This is a genomic window from Mesorhizobium sp. NPDC059054 (assembly GCF_042739215.1).
In the GTDB taxonomy this organism is placed as follows: Bacteria; Pseudomonadota; Alphaproteobacteria; order Rhizobiales; family Rhizobiaceae; genus Mesorhizobium.
Genome location: NZ_JBHYHV010000002.1, coordinates 906307 through 924035, shown reverse-complemented (window position 1 = coordinate 924035; position 17729 = coordinate 906307). Strand labels below are relative to the sequence as shown.

The window sequence follows — 17729 nt, the reverse complement described above, 5'->3', positions numbered from 1 at the left end:
TCCCCTCTGTACGACATGAGAAGGGAGACGGCTTAACGCCGCCTCCCCGTTTCTCCAATGCGGACCGTGGTCCACACCGTTTATTTCTGCCAGCTCTTCACCAGCTCGTCATAGTTGATGGTGATCGGCTTGTCCTTCTCGGGCTCGATCTTGAGCTGCGGCGCAAGGTTACCCTTCGAGACGGCGTCCTTGTTCCAGTACTCAAGATCGTGTTCCTCGGCGAGCTTCGGACCGATGTCGCCCTGCACGCCGGCCTTCTCGAGGCGGCCCATCACCTTCTCCTGCTCGGCGCACAGCGAGTCCATAGCCTCTTGCGCGGTCTTGGCGCCGGAGGATGCATCGCCGATTGCCTGCCACCACAGCTGTGCCAGCTTCGGATAGTCCGGCACGTTGGTGCCTGTCGGCGACCACTGCACGCGGGCCGGCGAGCGGTAGAACTCGATCAGGCCGCCGAGCTTCGGCGCGCGGTCCGTGAAGCTCTTGTGGTGGATGGTGCTCTCGCGGATGAAGGTGAGACCGACATGGCTCTTCTTCACGTCGACCGTCTTCGAGGTGACGAACTGAGCATAGAGCCAGGCTGCCTTGGCACGGTCGTCCGGCGTCGACTTCATCAGTGTCCAGGAACCGACGTCCTGGTAGCCGAGCTTCATGCCGTCCTTCCAGTAGACGCCATGCGGGCTCGGCGCCATACGCCACTTCGGCGTACCGTCGGCATTCACCACCGGCAGACCGTCCTTGACCATGTCGGCGGTGAAGGCGGTGTACCAGAACATCTGCTGGGCGATGTTGCCCTGAGCCGGAACCGGGCCACTTTCGGAGAAGGTCATGCCCTGTGCCTCAGCCGGAGCATAGGCCTTCAGCCAGTCCAGATATTTCTGGATCGCATAGACCGAAGCCGGGCCGTTGGTGTCACCGCCGCGGGCCACGCAGGAACCGACAGGCTGTGACTTTTCGTTGACCTTGATGCCCCATTCGTCGACCGGCAGACCGTTCGGTATGCCCTTGTCGCCATTGCCGGCCATGGACAGCCATGCGTCGGTGAAGCGCCAGCCGAGCGACGGGTCCTTCTTGCCATAGTCCATATGACCGAAGACCTTCTTGCCGTCGATCTCGCGACCGTTGAAGAACTCGGCGATGTCCTCATAGGCCGACCAGTTGACCGGCACGCCGAGATCGTAACCGTACTTCGCCTTGAAGTCGGCCTTGTTCTTCTCGTCGTTGAACCAGTCGTAGCGGAACCAGTAGAGGTTCGCGAACTGCTGGTCCGGCAACTGGTAGAGCTTCTTGTCCGGCGCCGAGGTGAAGGAAGTGCCGATGAAGTCGGCGATGTCGAGGTTCGGATTGGTAACGTCCTTGCCTTCGTTCGCCATCCAGTCGGTCAGGTTGCGCACCTGCTTGTAGCGCCAGTGCGTGCCGATCAGGTCGGAATCGTTGACCCACGCATCGTAAAGGTTCTGACCCGTCTGCATCTGGGTCTGGATCTTTTCGACGACGTCACCCTCCTGGATCAGGTCGTGCGTCAGCTTGATGCCGGTGATTGCCGAAAAGGCTGGTGCCAGTACTTCCGATTCATACGAGTGCGTGGTGATGGTTTCCGACACCACCTTGATCTCCATGCCGGCGAACGGCTTGGCGGCGTCGATGAACCATTGCATTTCCTTTTCCTGGTCGGCGCGCGGAAGCGTCGATACGTCGCCGATTTCCTTGTCCAGGAAGGCTTTCGCCTCGTCCATGCCTGCATAGGCGTTGCCCATGCCAGCAAGCAGGGCGAGCGCGGTGGTCGATATCAGAAATTGCCGTCGCATAGGTCTCCTCCAAAATAAGTTTCAATATGCCCCGGATCGGCGGCCGGCTCGCCGCCTCCCCGACAGTTTTCTCCCTCTATACGTAGCGAAACACCGCGATGGCGTAGACCACGGAGAGAGCGAGAGCCCACCACAGGCCGGCTCCGACGAGACCCAGCCAAGCGAGATGGATGAAGGCGCTGCCGAGCAGCGAAATAAAGAGGCGGTCGCCGCGCGTTGTTTCGAAACGCAGCACGCCGACGCGCGGATTGCCGCCGGGCGAAGCATATTCCCACACCGCCATCAGCGACAGGATACCGAAGATGGAGAGGAAGAACATGGCGGTCGGGAAGGTCCAGGCCATCCATCCGCCGGCGATCAAAGGCGCGCCCCAATCACGCGCGCCGTCCTGAACCGGAACAAAGGAGGCCAGCAGCCCGGATGCGCCGAGATAGATGGCGATCACGACAATGAGGGGAACGATCCAGTTTCGAGAAACAGCCATCAAACCCTCCCCAGGGCAAAGCCCTTGGCGATGTAGTTGCGGACGAACCAGATCACGATGGCACCGGGGATCAGCGTCAGCACGCCGGCGGCGGCAAGCAAGCCCCAGTCCATGCCGGAGGCCGAGACGGTGCGTGTCATGACGGCCGCGATCGGCTTCGCATCGGTGGTGGTCAGCGTGCGCGCGAGCAGTAGTTCTACCCATGAGAACATGAAACAGAAGAAGGCAGCCACGCCGATGCCGCTCGCGATCAGCGGCATGAATATCTTGAAGAAGAAGCGCGGGAACGAATAGCCATCGATATAGGCCGTTTCGTCGATCTCCTTCGGCACGCCAGACATGAAGCCTTCCAGGATCCACACCGCCAGCGGCACGTTGAACAGGCAGTGCGCCAGCGCCACCGCGATGTGCGTGTCGATCAGGCCGAAGGCGGAATAGAGCTGGAAAAACGGCAGCGCGAACACGGCAGGCGGTGCCATGCGGTTGGTCAGCAGCCAGAAGAAAAGGTGCTTGTCGCCCAGGAAGCGATAGCGTGAGAAGGCGTAGGCCGCAGGCAAGGCGACAGCGACCGAAATCACCATGTTCATAACGACATAGGTGATGGAGTTGACATAACCCATGTACCAGGAGGGATCGGTGAAGATGATCCGGTAGTTCCGCAGTGTCGGCTCGTGTGGATAGAGCGTCAGGCCCGACACGATCTCCGTGTTGGTCTTGAAGCTCATATTGACGAGCCAGTAGATCGGCAGCAGCAGGAAGAGGATGTAGAGCGTGGGGATCACCCACCAGAACTTCGATTCCTCGCCGCGCTTGCGCATGCGCCGCGCAAGCTGCTCCTGCGAAAGGCCGCTTCTCAGGGAACCGGCGGCGATCGCCGTATCCGTCGGATTTGTTCGTTCGTTTGCGCTCGCCATATCAGCGCTCCGCGTCGTAGTTGGTCATGACGGTGTAGAACACCCATGACAGCAACAGGATGATCAGGAAGTAGACCAGCGACATCGCCGCCGCCGGGCCGAGGTCGAACTGGCCGAGCGCCATCTTGACGAGGTCGATGGACAGGAAAGTGGTCGAGTTGCCTGGGCCGCCGCCGGTGACGACGAACGGTTCGGTGTAGATCATGAACGAGTCCATGAAGCGCAGCAGGACCGCGATCAGCAGCACGCGTTGCATCTTCGGCAGCTGGATATAGCGGAAGACGGCCCAGCGTGACGCACCGTCGATCTTGGCGGCCTGGTAGAAAGCATCTGGGATCGAGACGAGGCCGGCGTAGCACAGCAACACGACAAGGCTCGTCCAGTGCCACACATCCATGATGATGACGGTGAACCAGGCGTCGATCGGATCCTGCACATAATTGTAGTTGAAGCCCAGTTTGTTCAGATAGTAGCCGAACAGGCCGATGTCGCTGCGACCGAACACTTGCCAGATCGTGCCGACGACATTCCAGGGAACCAGCAGCGGCAGCGCCATCAACACCAGGCAGACCGGAACGCCCCAGCCCTTCTTCGGCATGTTGAGCGCGATCAGGATACCGAGTGGCACTTCGATGGCCAGGATGATGGCGGAGAAGACGAGGTTGCGGCCCATCGCCTGCCAGAAGCGCGAGGATCCGAGCAGTTCCTCGAACCATTCTGTACCGGCCCAGAAGAACTGGTTGTTACCGAATGTATCCTGGACCGAATAGTTGACCACCGTCATCAGCGGTATCACCGCGGAGAAGGCCACCAGCACCAGCACCGGCAGGACGAGAAACCAGGCCTTGTTGTTCCATGTTTTCTCCATGGTCAGGCCCTCATCTCGACGCGCCAGGAATCGGCGTAGACATTGATGCCGGCCGGTTCGAAGCGCAGCTTCGGTTCAGCCGGAATTTCCTCGTCTTCTCCGACGATAGCCGCGATCTCGCGGCCTTCCATTTTGGCGCGTACGACCTTGTGGCGGCCGACATCCTCGACCTTGCTGATCGACACGCCGATACCGACGCGACCGAGCCGCACATATTCGGGCCTGATCCCGAGCTCCATCGATCCTTCGGTCTTCTCCGGGGCTCCGGGAAGCACGATGGCCAATGAGCCGAACCTGGCCGTCTTGCCCTCGACCTCGACCGGCAGCACGTTCATGCCTGGCGAGCCGATGAAATAACCGACGAAGGTGTGTTTCGGCCGTTCGAAGAGTTCCGCGGGCGTGCCGATCTGGACGATGCCGCCATCATACATCACCACCACCTGGTCGGCGAAGGTAAGCGCCTCGGTCTGGTCATGCGTGACGTAAACCATGGTGTAGCCGAAGCGCCGGTGAAGCTGCTTGAGCTGCGAACGCAGCACCCATTTCATGTGCGGGTCGATGACGGTGAGCGGTTCATCGAACAGGATCGCGTTGACGTCGGAGCGTACGAGACCGCGTCCAAGCGAGATCTTCTGTTTCTGGTCGGCGGTCAGGCCCCTCGCCTTGCGCTTGGCCCAGTCGGCGAGATCGATCATGTCGAGCGTCTCGCGCACCTTGCGGTCGACATCGGCCTCCGGCACGCCGCGATTGCGCAGCGGGAAGGCCAGATTGTCGTAGACTGTCATCGTGTCGTAGATGACCGGGAACTGGAACACCTGGGCGATGTTGCGTTCCTGCGTCGACAGGTTGGTGACGTCATGTCCGTTGAACAACAGTTTGCCGTGCGAAGGATGCAGCAGGCCGGAGATGATGTTCAAAAGCGTGGTCTTGCCGCAGCCGGACGGGCCAAGCAGCGCATAGGCACCGCCGTCCTGGAAGGTGTGATGCACTTCCTTAAGCGCGAAATCCGTCTCCTTCTGCGGGTTGGGCAGGTAGGAATGGCGGATGTGATCGAGATCGATGCGTGCCATGCTGGTGCCTCACGCTGCCAGTTGCGAAGCGCCGACCGAACGGCCCGACGCGTCGAAAACCATGATGTGGCGCGGGTCGATAAACACCTCGACCTCATCGTCAGCGGTCAAATCGAGAATGCCGTGGGAAAGCATGACCCAACGCGCATCGGCGAAATCGAGATGCACGAAGCTTTCCGAACCCGTGATTTCGGTGATCGACACCTTGGCGCGCACCGGCACTGCCTGATCGTTCGGTCGCTGCAGCGAAAGATGGTGCGGCTGGAAACCGATCGTGTAGCTGGCATCGGCGACGCCGATAATGTCGGCCGGCACGGGCAAGCTCACGCCGCCGTCGAGCAGGAACTTGGCACCAGATTTACGCAGGACGATCGTGTTGAGCGGCGGGTCCGCGAACGTCCGTGCCGTGATCAGATCGTTCGGCTTGCGGAAAACCTCGATGGTCGAACCGAACTGGGTGACCTTGCCTTCCGATAGCGTCGCGGTGTTGCCGCCAAGCAGAAGCGCCTCATGCGGCTCAGTCGTCGCGTAGACGAAGATGGTGCCGGCCTCTGCGAAGATCCTCGGCAATTCTGCACGCAGTTCCTCGCGCAATTTGTAATCGAGATTGGCGAGCGGCTCGTCGAGCAGCACAAGGCTGGCATTCTTGACGATGGCGCGCGCAAGCGCGGTGCGCTGCTGCTGGCCACCGGATAGATTGAGCGGCGTGCGTTCGAGATAAGGCGTTAGCTTGAGGAGTTCCGCCGCCTGCCGCACCTCGCGATCGATCTTGGCCCGTTCGATGCCGGCGACACGCAGCGGCGAAGCAATGTTCTCGTAGACGGTCATCGTCGGATAATTGATGAACTGCTGGTAGACCATGGCGATGTTGCGCTTCTGCACCGGAACGCCGGTGACATCCTTGCCATCGAACCAGACGCTGCCGGTGGTCGGCCGGTCGAGCCCGGCCATCAGGCGCATCAGGCTCGTCTTGCCGGACAGCGTTGGCCCAAGAAGCACGTTCAGGGACCCATGCTGCAGCGTCAGCGACACGTCGTCGATGTGCGTTGCAGCACCCACGACCTTCGAGACGTTCCGCAGTTCCAGCATTTGTTCCTCCCCAGGCCGCGCTATTCGGCGGCCGCTATGTGCGGACCGCTGATGCGGCGCAGAAATGCTTCCAGTTGAGCGGTCTGTTCGCGGTCGAAATGCAGACCTCGCTTCGTCCGGCGCCAAAGAATATCTTCCGCGGTCTGCGCCCACTCGTTTTCAACAAGGTAACGCACCTCGGCTTCGTAGAGGTCGGCGCCGAAATCCTGGCCGAGATCGGCCTTGGACTTGGCAAGCCCGAGCAAGGTGCGCGCGCGCGTGCCATAAAGTCTGACCAGCCGCTTCGCCAGGCGCGCATCGAGAAACGGAAAGGCCTTCTTCAGCTTCGCGACCTCGGCCTCATAACCAGTTGCCGGGAAATCACCGCCCGGCAAGGTTCCCTTCGCGGTCCAGGGCTCGCCACGCTTACCGAGAAAGCCTTCGATCTTCTCCAGCATGGACTCCGCCAACCGCCGATAGGTGGTGATCTTGCCGCCAAAGGCGTTGACCAGCGGTGCCGTGCCTTCTCCACCCTCGGCCTTGAGGACGTAGTCTCGGGTGGCTTCCTGGGCCTTGGATGCACCGTCGTCGAAAAGCGGACGCACCGCCGAATAGGTCCAGACAATGTCGGCGCGCGTCACCGGGTCGGAAAAATACTCGCTGGCGGCTGAGCACAGATAGTCGATCTCGCCTTCGCTGATCGCCACATTATGGGGATCATCCGTGTAGTCGCGGTCAGTGGTGCCGATCAGCGTAAACTCTTCCTCATAGGGGATCGCGAAGATGATGCGACCGTCCTTGTTCTGGAAGAAATAGGCCCGTGGGTCGTCGAACTTCTTGCGCACGACGATGTGGCTGCCCTGTACCAGCCTGACATTGTGAACGTCATTCTTGCCGACCGTCGTTGAAAGGACATGGTCGACCCATGGCCCGGCAGCGTTAACCAGCAGCTTCGCCTTGACCGTCTCGGTCTTGCGGCTGCGCAGATCCTCGATCGTGAGGATCCACAGATTGCCGTCGCGACGCGCGCCGACAACCTTGGTGCGGGTTCGGATAGTTGCGCCGCGATCCGCGGCGTCGCGGGCATTGAGAACGACCAGCCTCGCATCGTTCACCCAGCCGTCGGAATATTCGAACGCCTTGGAAAACAGAGGTTTGAGTGGCTTGCCGGCTGGGTCGCGCCGCATATCGAGCGTCTTGGTGGCCGGCAGCAGCTTGCGCCCGCCGATATGATCATAGAGGAACAGGCCGAGCCGCAGCATCCAGGCCGGACGCGGTCCGCCGTCGAAATAAGGCAGCACGAAACGCATCGGCCAGATGATGTGTGGCGCGTTGCGCCACAGCACCTCGCGTTCCATCAGCGCCTCGCGCACAAGACGGAACTCATAGAATTCGAGATAACGCAGGCCGCCATGGATGAGCTTGGTGGAGCCGGAGGACGTCCCGCTCGCCAGATCATTCATCTCGGCAAGGAAAACGGAATAGCCACGGCCGACCGCGTCGCGCGCGATACCGCAACCGTTGATGCCACCGCCGATGACAAAAATGTCATGGACCGGAGTTCCGTCCAAAATGCCCTCCCACGTTTTCGCATTGCAGCATTGATAGCCGCATTTCGAAAGCAGTTAGATGTTATTTCGAAAACAGAACGAATGTCAAACGAAATTGAAAACAGACAAAGACGCTTGCGCCTCCGCGTCAGGACCGTGACGTTTCAATCAGTTGAACCTCGGAGTCCGTGCAGATCTTGCGCACCGACGGGATGTCGCAGCGGTCGGTTATGAAGGTGTTGACCTGAGAGAGATGGCCGATGCGCACGGGTGCGGTGCGTTCGAATTTGGTGCAGTCCGAAACCAGGATGACATGGCGTGTGTTGGCGATAATGGCTTGCGCGACTTTCACTTCGCGAAAATCGAAATCGAGCAGCGCCCCGTCATGATCGATGGCCGAAGCCCCGATCACCGCGTAGTCGACTTTGAACTGCTTGATGAAATCGACTGCCGCTTCGCCGACGATACCGCCATCCGAACCACGCACGACACCGCCGGCAATCACCACCTCTATCGAAGGATAGACCCGCATCCTATTGGCAACATTGATGTTGTTGGTGATCACCATCAGGCCGTTATGATCGAGCAAGGCCTTGCTGACGGCTTCGGTCGTGGTGCCGATATTGATGAACAGCGAGGCATTGTCCGGGATCAGCCCTGCGGCGGCGCGCCCGATCGCCTCCTTCTCGTCGGCGGCGATCTTTCGCCTCGCTTCATATTCCATATTCTCGATGCCGGACGGGAACAGCGCACCTCCATGAATGCGGGTCAAAAGCCGCTGGTCGCACAAATCATTGAGATCCTTGCGGATGGTCTGCGGTGTCACTTCGAAATGCGCGGCAAGGTCGTCGACCAGCACGCGCCCCGCTTCCTTGGCCATCTGAATGATCTCGGCGTGGCGAGGCGACAGGTACATGGAGCAGTTCCCATTTTCGTTTTTGTTACTCATAGCCAAAAACGAAAATGGAAGAAAAGCAAGAGCCAGGAACGGCGAACACCGTGTTCGCTGCATTCCCGTTGTTTCGGCGACCTCTCTATGGAAGACCGCGCGCGATCTCGACAATCACATCGAAGGCCGCTTCGACATCCTCTCGCGTCGCCTCGAATTGTCCTGCCTGGAAACGGATCGCGACCCGGTCGTCGACACGCGTCTGTGTGAGGTAGATGCGGCCATCGTCGTTGATGGCGTTGACCAGCCTTAGATTGTGCTCGTCCGCGTCCCGTCCCTCGCCTGCCCGATGACGGAAGGAAAACAGCGACAGCATCGGCTCGGTAACGATCTCGAAATCCGGCTCCGTCGAGAGCCGTTCCGCCAGCGCAACGCTCCAGGCAACATGGTTGCGGATCATGGTTCGGAGACCATCCAGGCCATGCGCGCGCATCAGGAACCACAATTTCAGCGCGCGAAACCGCCTGCCCAGCGTCACCGTCCATTCGGAATAATTGATGATGCCGTCATGACCATGCGTCTTCAGATATTCCGGCTTGATTGCCAGCGTGCGCACGTGGCTTTCCGGATCGCGCACGAACTGGATCGAACAGTCGAAGCTTGCGCCCAGCCATTTGTGCGGATTGAAGACGATGGAATCGGCCAATTCCGACCCCTTCCAGAAGTACCGGTATTCGGGGCAGATCATCGCGGCGCCCGCCCAGGCCGCGTCGACATGCAGATAGAGATTGTGGCGGTGCGCGATTTCGGCGACCGCCGCGATGTCGTCGGTGCCGCCGGTGCTGGTGCCGCCGACACAGGCAACAATGCCCGCGGGGAGCAAGCCTGCTTCCGTGTCGGCGCGAATTGCCGCTTCCAGCGCAGTTGCATCCATGGAGCGCAGAGATCCGGTCGTGGGGACACGCACCAGATTTTCGTCGCCGATGCCCGCCACCCAGATCGCGCGATCGATCGAGGTGTGAACCTGGCTCGAACAGTAGACGCGCAGTTGCTTCTGCCCTGGCAGCCCCTTTTTGTTGCCGTCCCAACCCAGCGCACGCTCCCGCATGGTGAGCACCGCGGCCAGCGTGGCGGACGAGGCTGAATCCTGGATGACCCCGGAAAATCCTTCCGGCAGCCCTAGCGCCTGGCGCAGCCAGTCGATCATTTTTGTTTCAAGTTCGGTCGCGGCAGGTGAGGTCTGCCACAACATGCATTGCGCAGCGACCGCCGTGACCAGATATTCGGCGATCACCGAAACACGCGCAGCGTTCGCCGGAAAATACGCGAAGAAACGCGGATGTTGCCAATGCGTCATGCCGGGCATGATCTTGGCCTCGAAATCGGCGAAGATCGCCTCCATAGCCTCTGCTTGCTCCGGTGGCGATGCCGCGATCTGCTTGAGTATCGACCCTGGCGCCACCTGTGGCCGTACCGGCCTGTCCCGCACCGTATCCCGGTAGTCCGCGCCCCAGTCCGCGGCGCGCCGCGACCACATGCGGAATTCTTCGCTATCCATACCGCCTCCTCCTTGAGCCCGGCCCGATACGATTAACATGTGCATTATGGTGTTGGGCAATCGTGCACAAGGCCGGCCGGCAGCGATTGCCGTCGCCGTCGAGGCTACTGTTGCACGACCGTGATCGAAACGGCGAGTTGCTCGCGGCCTTGGCCCAGACGAATGCCGGAAACCGGCATGGCGTCGCGATAGTCGCGGCCGGTCGCGACCCGCACATAACGTTCGTCCGGCGAAATGCCGTTGGCGGCGTCGAAGGACACCCATCCCAGTCCTGCGACATACGCTTCGGCCCAGGCATGGCTCGCCACCTGTTCTGAAACGCCGTCCATCATCAGGTAACCGCTGATGTAACGCGCCGGCAGGCCGAGCAGCCGCGCCGCTGAAATAAACACATGGCTATGGTCCTGGCATACACCGGTACCGAGGCTGAGCGCTTCCTCGGCCAGCGTTTCGGCGCTGGTGCTGCCCGGTTGGTAGCTGATCCGGTCGCGCACCAACGCCATCAACCCGTGCAACCTCTCGATCTCGGTGCCCTCTCCGATCTCCTCGACGAGACCGCGAATGCCTTTGCCAGCCACCGTCAACGGCGTTTCGCGCAGAAACAGCCAGAGCGGCGCGAAGCCTTGATGGGGGCCGTGGACACCAGACTTGTCGATCGTCTCCACTTCACCACTTGCCTCGATGGCAATGACATGCGGCGCGCCTTCGACACTGACAAGCCGTGTGTCGTTGGCGAACTGGTCGCGGAAATGCACTTCCTCCCTGGCGCCTTCGATCTGCAGCGCCCACGATTGGACGGTCTGTGTCGGTCCCGAACCCGGCACCAGCCTCAGGCGCTGCAGCGCATAGCTGACCGGGGCGTCGTAGCTGTATTCGGTCCGATGGGAAATCTTGAGACGCATGGCGATGGAACCGACTAGGGCGTGTTGAGATTCATGTCAGAACGAACTGGAATGGCGGGATTCCATCCCCTGCTCGCCCTAATAGAACCGGTAATCTTCGGCGATCTGGTCGCCCAGCCGCGTGTTCTCGGTGATGAAATTGCCAAGGAATTCGTGCAGACCAACGTCGAAGACATCCTTGATCGAGCCAACCTTCAGCATCGCATGAATTCGCTCGGCGGTCGCATGGCTCGCGTGGCGCTCGCCGTAGTCGCCGCACAGGAAATTCAGGTGCTCCAGGATGAACCGATAGCAGAAGGTCAGCGAACGCGGCATGCGCGCATTGACGATCAGATAGTCGGCGATGTTCGTCGGCTTGTATTCAGCTTCGTAGACCCAGCGATAGGAACGATGCGCCGATACCGAGCGCAGGATCGATTCCCACTGATAGTTGTCCAGTGTCGAGCCGACCCAAGAGATCGACGGCAACAGCACGTAGTATTTCACATCGAGGATGCGCGCGGTGTTGTCGGCGCGCTCGAGATAGGTGCCGAGCTGTGCGAAATCGAAGATCTCGTTGCGCAGTTGCGTTCCGAAGAGGGAGCCACGGATCAGAGCCGTCTCACGCTTGACGGCATCGAGCACTGAAGGCAGCTCACGCTGGTCGATCGGCCGGGCAAGCATCCGCTTCAACGCCATCCAGGCCTCGTTGGTGCTTTCCCAGGTCTCTCGCGTCAACGCGGTACGCACCATGCGCGCGTTGTGGCGCGCCGTCTCGATCGACGACATGACGCTGGACGGGTTCGACGTGTCTCGCAACAGGAAGTCGGCGACGTTCGTTGCAGTGAATTCCGAATATTTCTGCGTGAAAGCTACGTCGGAACCGGCGCTGATCACCACCGAGTGCCATTCTTCCGAGGCATCCTGCGTACGCGTCAGCGCCATGCGAAGCCCGGCATCGACCAGCCGCGCCATATTCTCCGCCCGCTCGATATAGCGGTTCATCCAGTAAAGGCCGTTAGCGGTGCGTCCGAGAAGCATCAGTCTGCTCCGCAGACGAGGGAGTAGCGAATAGGGAGTAGTGAGTAGTGAGTAGGCAGTGGTGGAGAATGCCCAATCATTCTTCAGCCTTTCGTTGCAGGCTTCGGATCATTGCATGCAGCATCTTGCCCAGGTCATCTGATTTGCCGAGTAATACCGCGACCATTTCGTCGGTCAGCAAACCAACCCGTCCAGACAATATCGCGTGAGTTTCCAGCTCTTTGAGAGAGCCCTGCGGCACTCGAAGAAATTGAATGAAGGACCCAGTCTGTTCCCTCCCATACCCTTCAGCAATATTGGCGGCTATTGAAGCTGAAGATCTCCTAATCTGAGAGGCCATTCCATAAATTTCGCTGGTAGGGAAAGATTTCGTTGCTGCGTAGCAGTCGACGGCAAGATCCATTGCCGCCTTCCAGACGAGTAGGTCACGGTATGAACGGACCTTCGGCCTCTCCATCTCCTTCACTACCTCACTACTCACCAATCACTACTCCCTATTTGCCCTCAATCATCCAACACCCATGTGTCTTTTGTGCCTCCCCCTTGAGAGGAATTGACCACCAGCGAGCCTTCCTTCAGCGCCACGCGCGTCAGACCACCGGGTACCAGCTGGATGCGATCGGAAACCAGCACGTAGGGCCTGAGATCGACGTGGCGCGGCGCCAGGCCTTTCTCGGTCATGATGGGGCAAGTGGAGAGCGCAAGCGTCGGCTGGGCGATGTAGTTGGCAGGTTTGGCTGCGAGTTTCTTGGCGAACTCCTCGCATTCCTTCTTGGTTGCGGCCGGGCCGACCAGCATGCCGTAGCCGCCCGATCCGTGCACCTCCTTGATCACCAGTTCAGAAAGGTGCTCCTGCACATATTTGAGGCTGTCCGGCTCGGAGCAGCGCCAGGTCGGGATGTTGCCGAGGATCGGCTTGCGGCCGGTGTAGAACTCGACGATTTCCGGCATGTAGGAATAGATCGCCTTGTCGTCGGAAATGCCGGTGCCCGGCGCATTGGCAATGGTGATGTTGCCGGCGCGGTAGACGTCCATGATGCCCGGCACGCCAAGTGCCGAATCCGGGCGGAAGGTCAGCGGGTCCAGGAAAGCATCGTCGACGCGGCGATAGAGCACGTCGATCTGCTTGTAACCTTCGGTGGTGCGCATCGCGACATGACCGTCGACGACGCGCAGATCTTGCCCTTCGACCAGTTGCACACCCATCTGGTCGGCCAGGAAAGCATGTTCATAGTAAGCCGAATTGTAGATGCCCGGCGTCAGCACCGCGATGGTGGGCGTTCCTTCCACGCCCTTCGGCTTGACGGCAGCCAGGGACTGTCTGAGCAGCGCCGGATAGTTCTCGACGGGTCGGACCTTGATCTGCTGGAACAGCTCGGGAAAGAGCTGCATCATCGTCTCGCGGTTCTCGAGCATGTATGAAACGCCTGATGGCGTGCGTGCATTGTCCTCCAGCACATAGAATTCGTTTTCGCTGATGCGCACGATGTCGACGCCGATGATGTGCGTGTAGACGCCGGCTGGAGGCCGCACGCCGATCATTTCCGGCAGAAAGGCCTCATTGGCAGCGATCAACTGTTTTGGAACGCGTCCCGCCCGCAGGATTTCCTGGCGGTGGTAGATGTCGTCCAGGAATGCATTGAGCGCTTGCACCCGCTGTTCGATGCCCAGCGCCAGACGGCGCCATTCCTGACCCGAGATGATGCGCGGTACGATGTCGAAGGGAATGAGGCGTTCGGACGCCTCCTGTTCGCCATAGACGGCGAAGGTGATACCTGTTTTCCGGAAGACGCGCTCGGCATCCTCCATCTTTTGGGTCAGTCTGCCTGGGTCCTGTTCTTTCAGCCAGCGATCATATGCCGAGTATGGTCTTCTCAGCCCGGTGGTTTCCGGAAGCATCTCATCGAAAGCTGCCAAACGCGTACTCCCCTCTGACGCCATTTCAACTGGCGTCGGAGAAGAAAATCAAGCGCAATCGGCGATTTGCATCGTTACAACTGCTTTGCCTTCACGATTGCCCGATTGTCAGGCGGCAAAACAGCTTCCCAGGCAGCGCGTGCTTATTTGGCGTGCACTTTACCGCTGTCTAAAATGCCCGGAACGTCACCGTCGTGAAAGTGTCGGAGATACCCGGAATGATCTGCACTTTCTCGTTGACGAAATGGCCGATGTCCTGGTCGTCGTCGATGTAGAACTTCGCGAGCAGGTCGTAGTGGCCGGCGGTCGAATAGATCTCGGAAGCGAGCTCGGCGTCGGCGAGCGCGGCCGCCACTTCATAGGCCTTGCCGAGTTCGCATTTGAACTGCACGAAAAACGTCTTCACGGGCCGGCCTTCCTTCTGTTTCGCATCCGTTTTGGCAGACGTGCCCAGCGCATTCAAGCCGATTTCCGACAGGGATGAAGAACCCCCACCTGCCGTTGCGGCACATTGACAGGCTGGACAGCCACCGCTTCAACTTCATCCCAATTCGATCGGAACCGATGCAGTTCCGGCACCAGAGCGCCGCGCGTCCATTTGGACGCGCAAAGGACGCTCTGACACTTTGATTTGGCGCATGATCCTTTCCGAAAATCGATTCCGATTTTCGGGGTCATGCGCTAAGGGAGAACTTCATGCGGACATTCTGGCGATGGGCGCTGCGCGTCGTTCTTCTGCTTGTTGCCGTCGCGCTGGTCGGCGGCTTCGTCTTCCGTCAGAAGATCAAAGAACTGCACGCCGTCTACACTTACGCGAACGCGTTCAAACCGGACGTCATCGATGAGAATTTCCGCTCGCTTTACAAGGTTTATCCCTCTGTTCGGGTCGAACACGGTCCGGAGGTAAGCGAACTTCAGCGGGCGGAGCGGCCACTGCCTGAAACCTATGTCTCCCGCGGCGGAACGCGCAGGATCTCCGACTGGATCGAAAAGACGCAGACCACTGGCCTGCTGGTGATCAAGGATGGCAAGATCGTTCATGAGGAATACAGACGCGGCAACAGCGCCGAGACGCAATCGATCGCCATGTCGGTCTCCAAGTCGACCGTTTCCTTCCTTGTCGGCAACGCCGTCGCCGACAGGCTGATCAAGCTGGATGACCCCGTCGAGAAGTACGCGCCGACATTGGCCGAAGGAGGCTACAAAGGCGTCACCGTCAAGAACGTGCTGCAGATGTCGTCCGGCATCGGCTTCAACGAGGACTATGGCGACCTCAACTCCGACATCGTGCGCTACATCATCCAGATCCTGACCGGTTCGGTCAACGAGTTCACGGCGCATCTCAAAAACGAGCGGCCGCAGGGCACCTTAAACCGCTACGTCTCGGCCGATACCCAGGTGCTCGGCATGGTTCTCGAAGGTGCGACCGGAAAATCCCTGCCCGACTATTTCAAGGAAAGGCTGTGGTCCAGGCTCGGCCCCGAAGCCGACGCCTATTGGCTGATCGACCAGAAGAAGGAAACGCTGGCCGCGGGCGGCTTGAATGCCGTGTTGCGCGATTACGCTCGCTTCGGCCTGCTTTATCTCAATGAAGGCCGCAACTGGAAGGGCGAGCAGATCGTACCCGCCGACTGGGTTCACGCCTCGGTGACGCCGGACGCACCACATCTCATGCCTGGCCGCGAAGACCCTGCCGCCGGCATTCCGTTCGGCTATGGTTACCAATGGTGGATACCCGGCAAGCCGCAGGGCGACTTCACCGCAATAGGCATCTATGGCCAGTTCATCTATGTGAACCCGGCGCGCAAGGTGGTGATTGCCAAGACCTCGGCCTATGCCGACTACAACAACAGCGGCAATGTCATGGAATACGAAACGATAGACGCATTTCAGGCGATCGCCGACGCGCTATGACGGCGACGGGCGAGCTTCAGCAAGGCGGCAGATCGCCCCTCGCCCATCCTTCGGTGATCACGGCAGCACGATCCTCGAACTGACCGGCCTCGATCGCGTCGCGAATGTCCTGCATCAGCTTCTGGTAATAGGAGAGATTGTTCCAGGTCAGCAGCATGGCGCCCAACGCTTCCTGCGAGCGCACCAGATGATGCAGATAGGCCCGCGAATAGTCGCGCGCGGCCGGGCAGTCGCTCTCTTCGTCCAGCGGCCGCGGGTCGTCGGCGTGACGCGCATTGCGCAGGTTGATCTTGCCGCGCCTGGTATAGGCAAGCCCATGGCGCCCTGCCCGGGTCGGCATCACGCAGTCGAACATGTCGATGCCGCGCGCCACCGATTTCAGGATGTCATCCGGCGTACCGACCCCCATCAGGTAGCGCGGTTTGTCGACCGGCAATTCCGGGCATGTGATGTCGAGCATGTCCAGCATCACCGCCTGCGGTTCGCCCACCGCAAGTCCGCCGACCGCGTAGCCTTTGAGATCCATGGCCGACAGCGCCTGCGCCGAGCGCACGCGCAGCGGCGCGATGTCGCCGCCTTGTACGATGCCGAACATCGCTTTGCCGGGCTGATTGCCGAAGGCGGTCTTGCAGCGCTCTGCCCAGCGCAGCGACAGTTCCATCGCCCGCTCGATCTCTTTGGCATCGGCCGGCAGCGCCGTGCACTCATCGAGCTGCATCTGGATATCGGAATCGAGCAACCCCTGGATTTCGATCGAACGCTCCGGTGACATCTCATGGGGCGAGCCGTCGATATGCGAGCGAAAGGTGACGCCCTGTTCGGTGAGTTTCCTAAGCTTCGACAGTGACATTACCTGGAAACCGCCGGAGTCGGTCAGGATCGGATGCCGCCAGCGCGCGAATTCGTGCAGACCGCCCAACCGCGCCACACGCTCCGCGCCTGGCCGCAGCATCAAATGATATGTGTTGCCCAGGATGATGTCGGCACCGACGCCGCGCACTTGGTCCATATACATCGCCTTGACCGTGCCGCCAGTGCCCACCGGCATGAAGGCTGGCGTACGGATCCTGCCGCGCGGCATGGAGATTTCGCCGCGCCGTGCCTTGCCGTCCGTAGCGAGTAGGGAAAAGGAAAAATTCTCGATCATGCGCTGCCTTTAGCTCCCGCCGCGACGCAAGACAATCGGGGATGAAATCCTTGTCCGGTCCGGCTCACGCGCCTAGCTTGTGAAACTGCGAACCGCGAGACGATCCAATGCCGATGTTCGAAGGTGCATGCCACTGCGGCGCCGTGCGCTGGCAGTTCAACGGAACTCCGGACGGGGCGACGGCCTGCAATTGCACAGCCTGCCGCCGCTATGGCGTGTTGTGGATCTATGGCTACGAAGGCGAAGAAATCGAGGTTTCCGGCGAGAGCCGTGCCTATGCGCGCAACGACAGTGATGGCGCTCTCACGTTCCATTTCTGCCCGAACTGCGGTAACGTGGCGTGGTGGCGCGGCGCGCATCTGGATAAGAAAGGCCGCAGGCGCATGGCCGTCAACGTGCGGCTTTCCGAACCGAAAACCGTGGCCGCCTTGCCGATCGACCATTTCGACGGCCTGAACACTTTCACCGACCTGCCCCGCGACGGCCGCTGCGTTGTCGATTATTGGTTTTAGCGCAGTCGCTATTGGCCGAATTCCTCGTCGTGGACTGTGCGCAGCCGCTTGCTCTGCAAGCAATTGCCGGTAGCGGATGCAGCCGCGCATGAATTTCGGCCATGGTGGCAC

Annotated in this window: 17 protein-coding genes; 2 read left to right on the top strand and 15 right to left on the bottom strand. The window is 60.2% G+C overall.

Going from position 1 to position 17729, the window contains the following annotated elements; all coding sequences use genetic code 11:
- Nucleotides 1–80: 80 nt before the first annotated feature.
- The 14 genes from ACFWXH_RS12175 to ACFWXH_RS12110 form a co-directional block, all read right to left on the bottom strand.
- Complete coding sequence (locus ACFWXH_RS12175) at nt 81–1805, bottom strand: ABC transporter substrate-binding protein (protein WP_379120456.1); 1725 nt, start codon at nt 1803–1805, stop codon at nt 81–83.
- Between the two features lie 76 nt (nt 1806–1881).
- Complete coding sequence (locus tag ACFWXH_RS12170; protein ID WP_200911743.1) at nt 1882–2289, bottom strand: DUF2160 domain-containing protein; 408 nt, start codon at nt 2287–2289, stop codon at nt 1882–1884.
- Nucleotides 2289–3203 (bottom strand): carbohydrate ABC transporter permease, encoded by a 915-nt coding sequence (locus ACFWXH_RS12165; RefSeq protein ID WP_054311080.1) that lies wholly within the window; start codon nt 3201–3203, stop codon nt 2289–2291. Before ACFWXH_RS12165 ends, ACFWXH_RS12170 begins: the two co-directional genes overlap by 1 nt.
- Nucleotide 3204: 1 nt before the next feature.
- Complete coding sequence (locus tag ACFWXH_RS12160) at nt 3205–4071, bottom strand: carbohydrate ABC transporter permease (RefSeq protein ID WP_054311081.1); 867 nt, start codon at nt 4069–4071, stop codon at nt 3205–3207.
- A 2-nt stretch (nt 4072–4073) separates the two neighbouring features.
- A complete protein-coding gene (locus ACFWXH_RS12155; RefSeq protein ID WP_054311082.1) occupies nt 4074–5141 on the bottom strand; it encodes an ABC transporter ATP-binding protein in 1068 nt (355 codons plus the stop codon).
- A gap of 9 nt (nt 5142–5150) precedes the next feature.
- Nucleotides 5151–6230, bottom strand: a complete 1080-nt coding sequence (locus ACFWXH_RS12150; protein WP_379120453.1) for an ABC transporter ATP-binding protein — start codon at nt 6228–6230, stop codon at nt 5151–5153.
- A gap of 20 nt (nt 6231–6250) precedes the next feature.
- Nucleotides 6251–7780 carry a glycerol-3-phosphate dehydrogenase gene (gene glpD / locus ACFWXH_RS12145; protein ID WP_379120450.1) on the bottom strand — a complete coding sequence of 510 codons (1530 nt, stop codon included), beginning with the start codon at nt 7778–7780 and terminating at the stop codon, nt 6251–6253.
- 127 nt (nt 7781–7907) lie between these two features.
- Entirely contained in the window at nt 7908–8675 is a 768-nt protein-coding gene (locus tag ACFWXH_RS12140; RefSeq protein ID WP_054311084.1) for a DeoR/GlpR family DNA-binding transcription regulator, read from the bottom strand.
- A gap of 118 nt (nt 8676–8793) precedes the next feature.
- Nucleotides 8794–10206, bottom strand: a complete 1413-nt coding sequence (locus ACFWXH_RS12135) for a pyridoxal phosphate-dependent decarboxylase family protein (RefSeq protein ID WP_379120448.1) — start codon at nt 10204–10206, stop codon at nt 8794–8796.
- A gap of 104 nt (nt 10207–10310) precedes the next feature.
- Nucleotides 10311–11108, bottom strand: coding sequence for a transglutaminase domain-containing protein (locus ACFWXH_RS12130; protein WP_379120446.1), 798 nt, complete (start codon nt 11106–11108; stop codon nt 10311–10313).
- Nucleotides 11109–11186: 78 nt separating this feature from the next.
- On the bottom strand, nt 11187–12128 hold the full coding sequence (locus tag ACFWXH_RS12125; protein WP_379120444.1) for an alpha-E domain-containing protein: 942 nt from the start codon (nt 12126–12128) through the stop codon (nt 11187–11189).
- Nucleotides 12129–12204: 76 nt separating this feature from the next.
- Nucleotides 12205–12531, bottom strand: a complete 327-nt coding sequence (locus ACFWXH_RS12120; protein WP_379120442.1) for a four helix bundle protein — start codon at nt 12529–12531, stop codon at nt 12205–12207.
- A 101-nt stretch (nt 12532–12632) separates the two neighbouring features.
- Nucleotides 12633–14045 (bottom strand): circularly permuted type 2 ATP-grasp protein, encoded by a 1413-nt coding sequence (locus ACFWXH_RS12115; protein WP_379120440.1) that lies wholly within the window; start codon nt 14043–14045, stop codon nt 12633–12635.
- Between the two features lie 169 nt (nt 14046–14214).
- The gene (locus tag ACFWXH_RS12110) at nt 14215–14451 is read right to left on the bottom strand and encodes an Lrp/AsnC family transcriptional regulator (protein ID WP_054311233.1); all 237 of its coding nucleotides are present in this window, start codon (nt 14449–14451) and stop codon (nt 14215–14217) included.
- A 290-nt stretch (nt 14452–14741) separates the two neighbouring features.
- On the opposite strand from ACFWXH_RS12110, the gene ACFWXH_RS12105 reads away from it, so the two are divergent.
- Nucleotides 14742–15959, top strand: coding sequence for a serine hydrolase domain-containing protein (locus ACFWXH_RS12105; protein WP_379120438.1), 1218 nt, complete (start codon nt 14742–14744; stop codon nt 15957–15959).
- Between the two features lie 16 nt (nt 15960–15975).
- On the opposite strand, the gene tgt is transcribed toward ACFWXH_RS12105, so the two are convergent.
- Nucleotides 15976–17106, bottom strand: coding sequence for a tRNA guanosine(34) transglycosylase Tgt (gene tgt, locus ACFWXH_RS12100; protein ID WP_379120436.1), 1131 nt, complete (start codon nt 17104–17106; stop codon nt 15976–15978).
- Nucleotides 17107–17219: 113 nt separating this feature from the next.
- Here tgt and ACFWXH_RS12095 point away from each other — a divergent pair, with 113 nt between their 5' ends.
- Nucleotides 17220–17618, top strand: a complete 399-nt coding sequence (locus tag ACFWXH_RS12095; protein ID WP_379120932.1) for a GFA family protein — start codon at nt 17220–17222, stop codon at nt 17616–17618.
- Nucleotides 17619–17729: the final 111 nt, after the last annotated feature.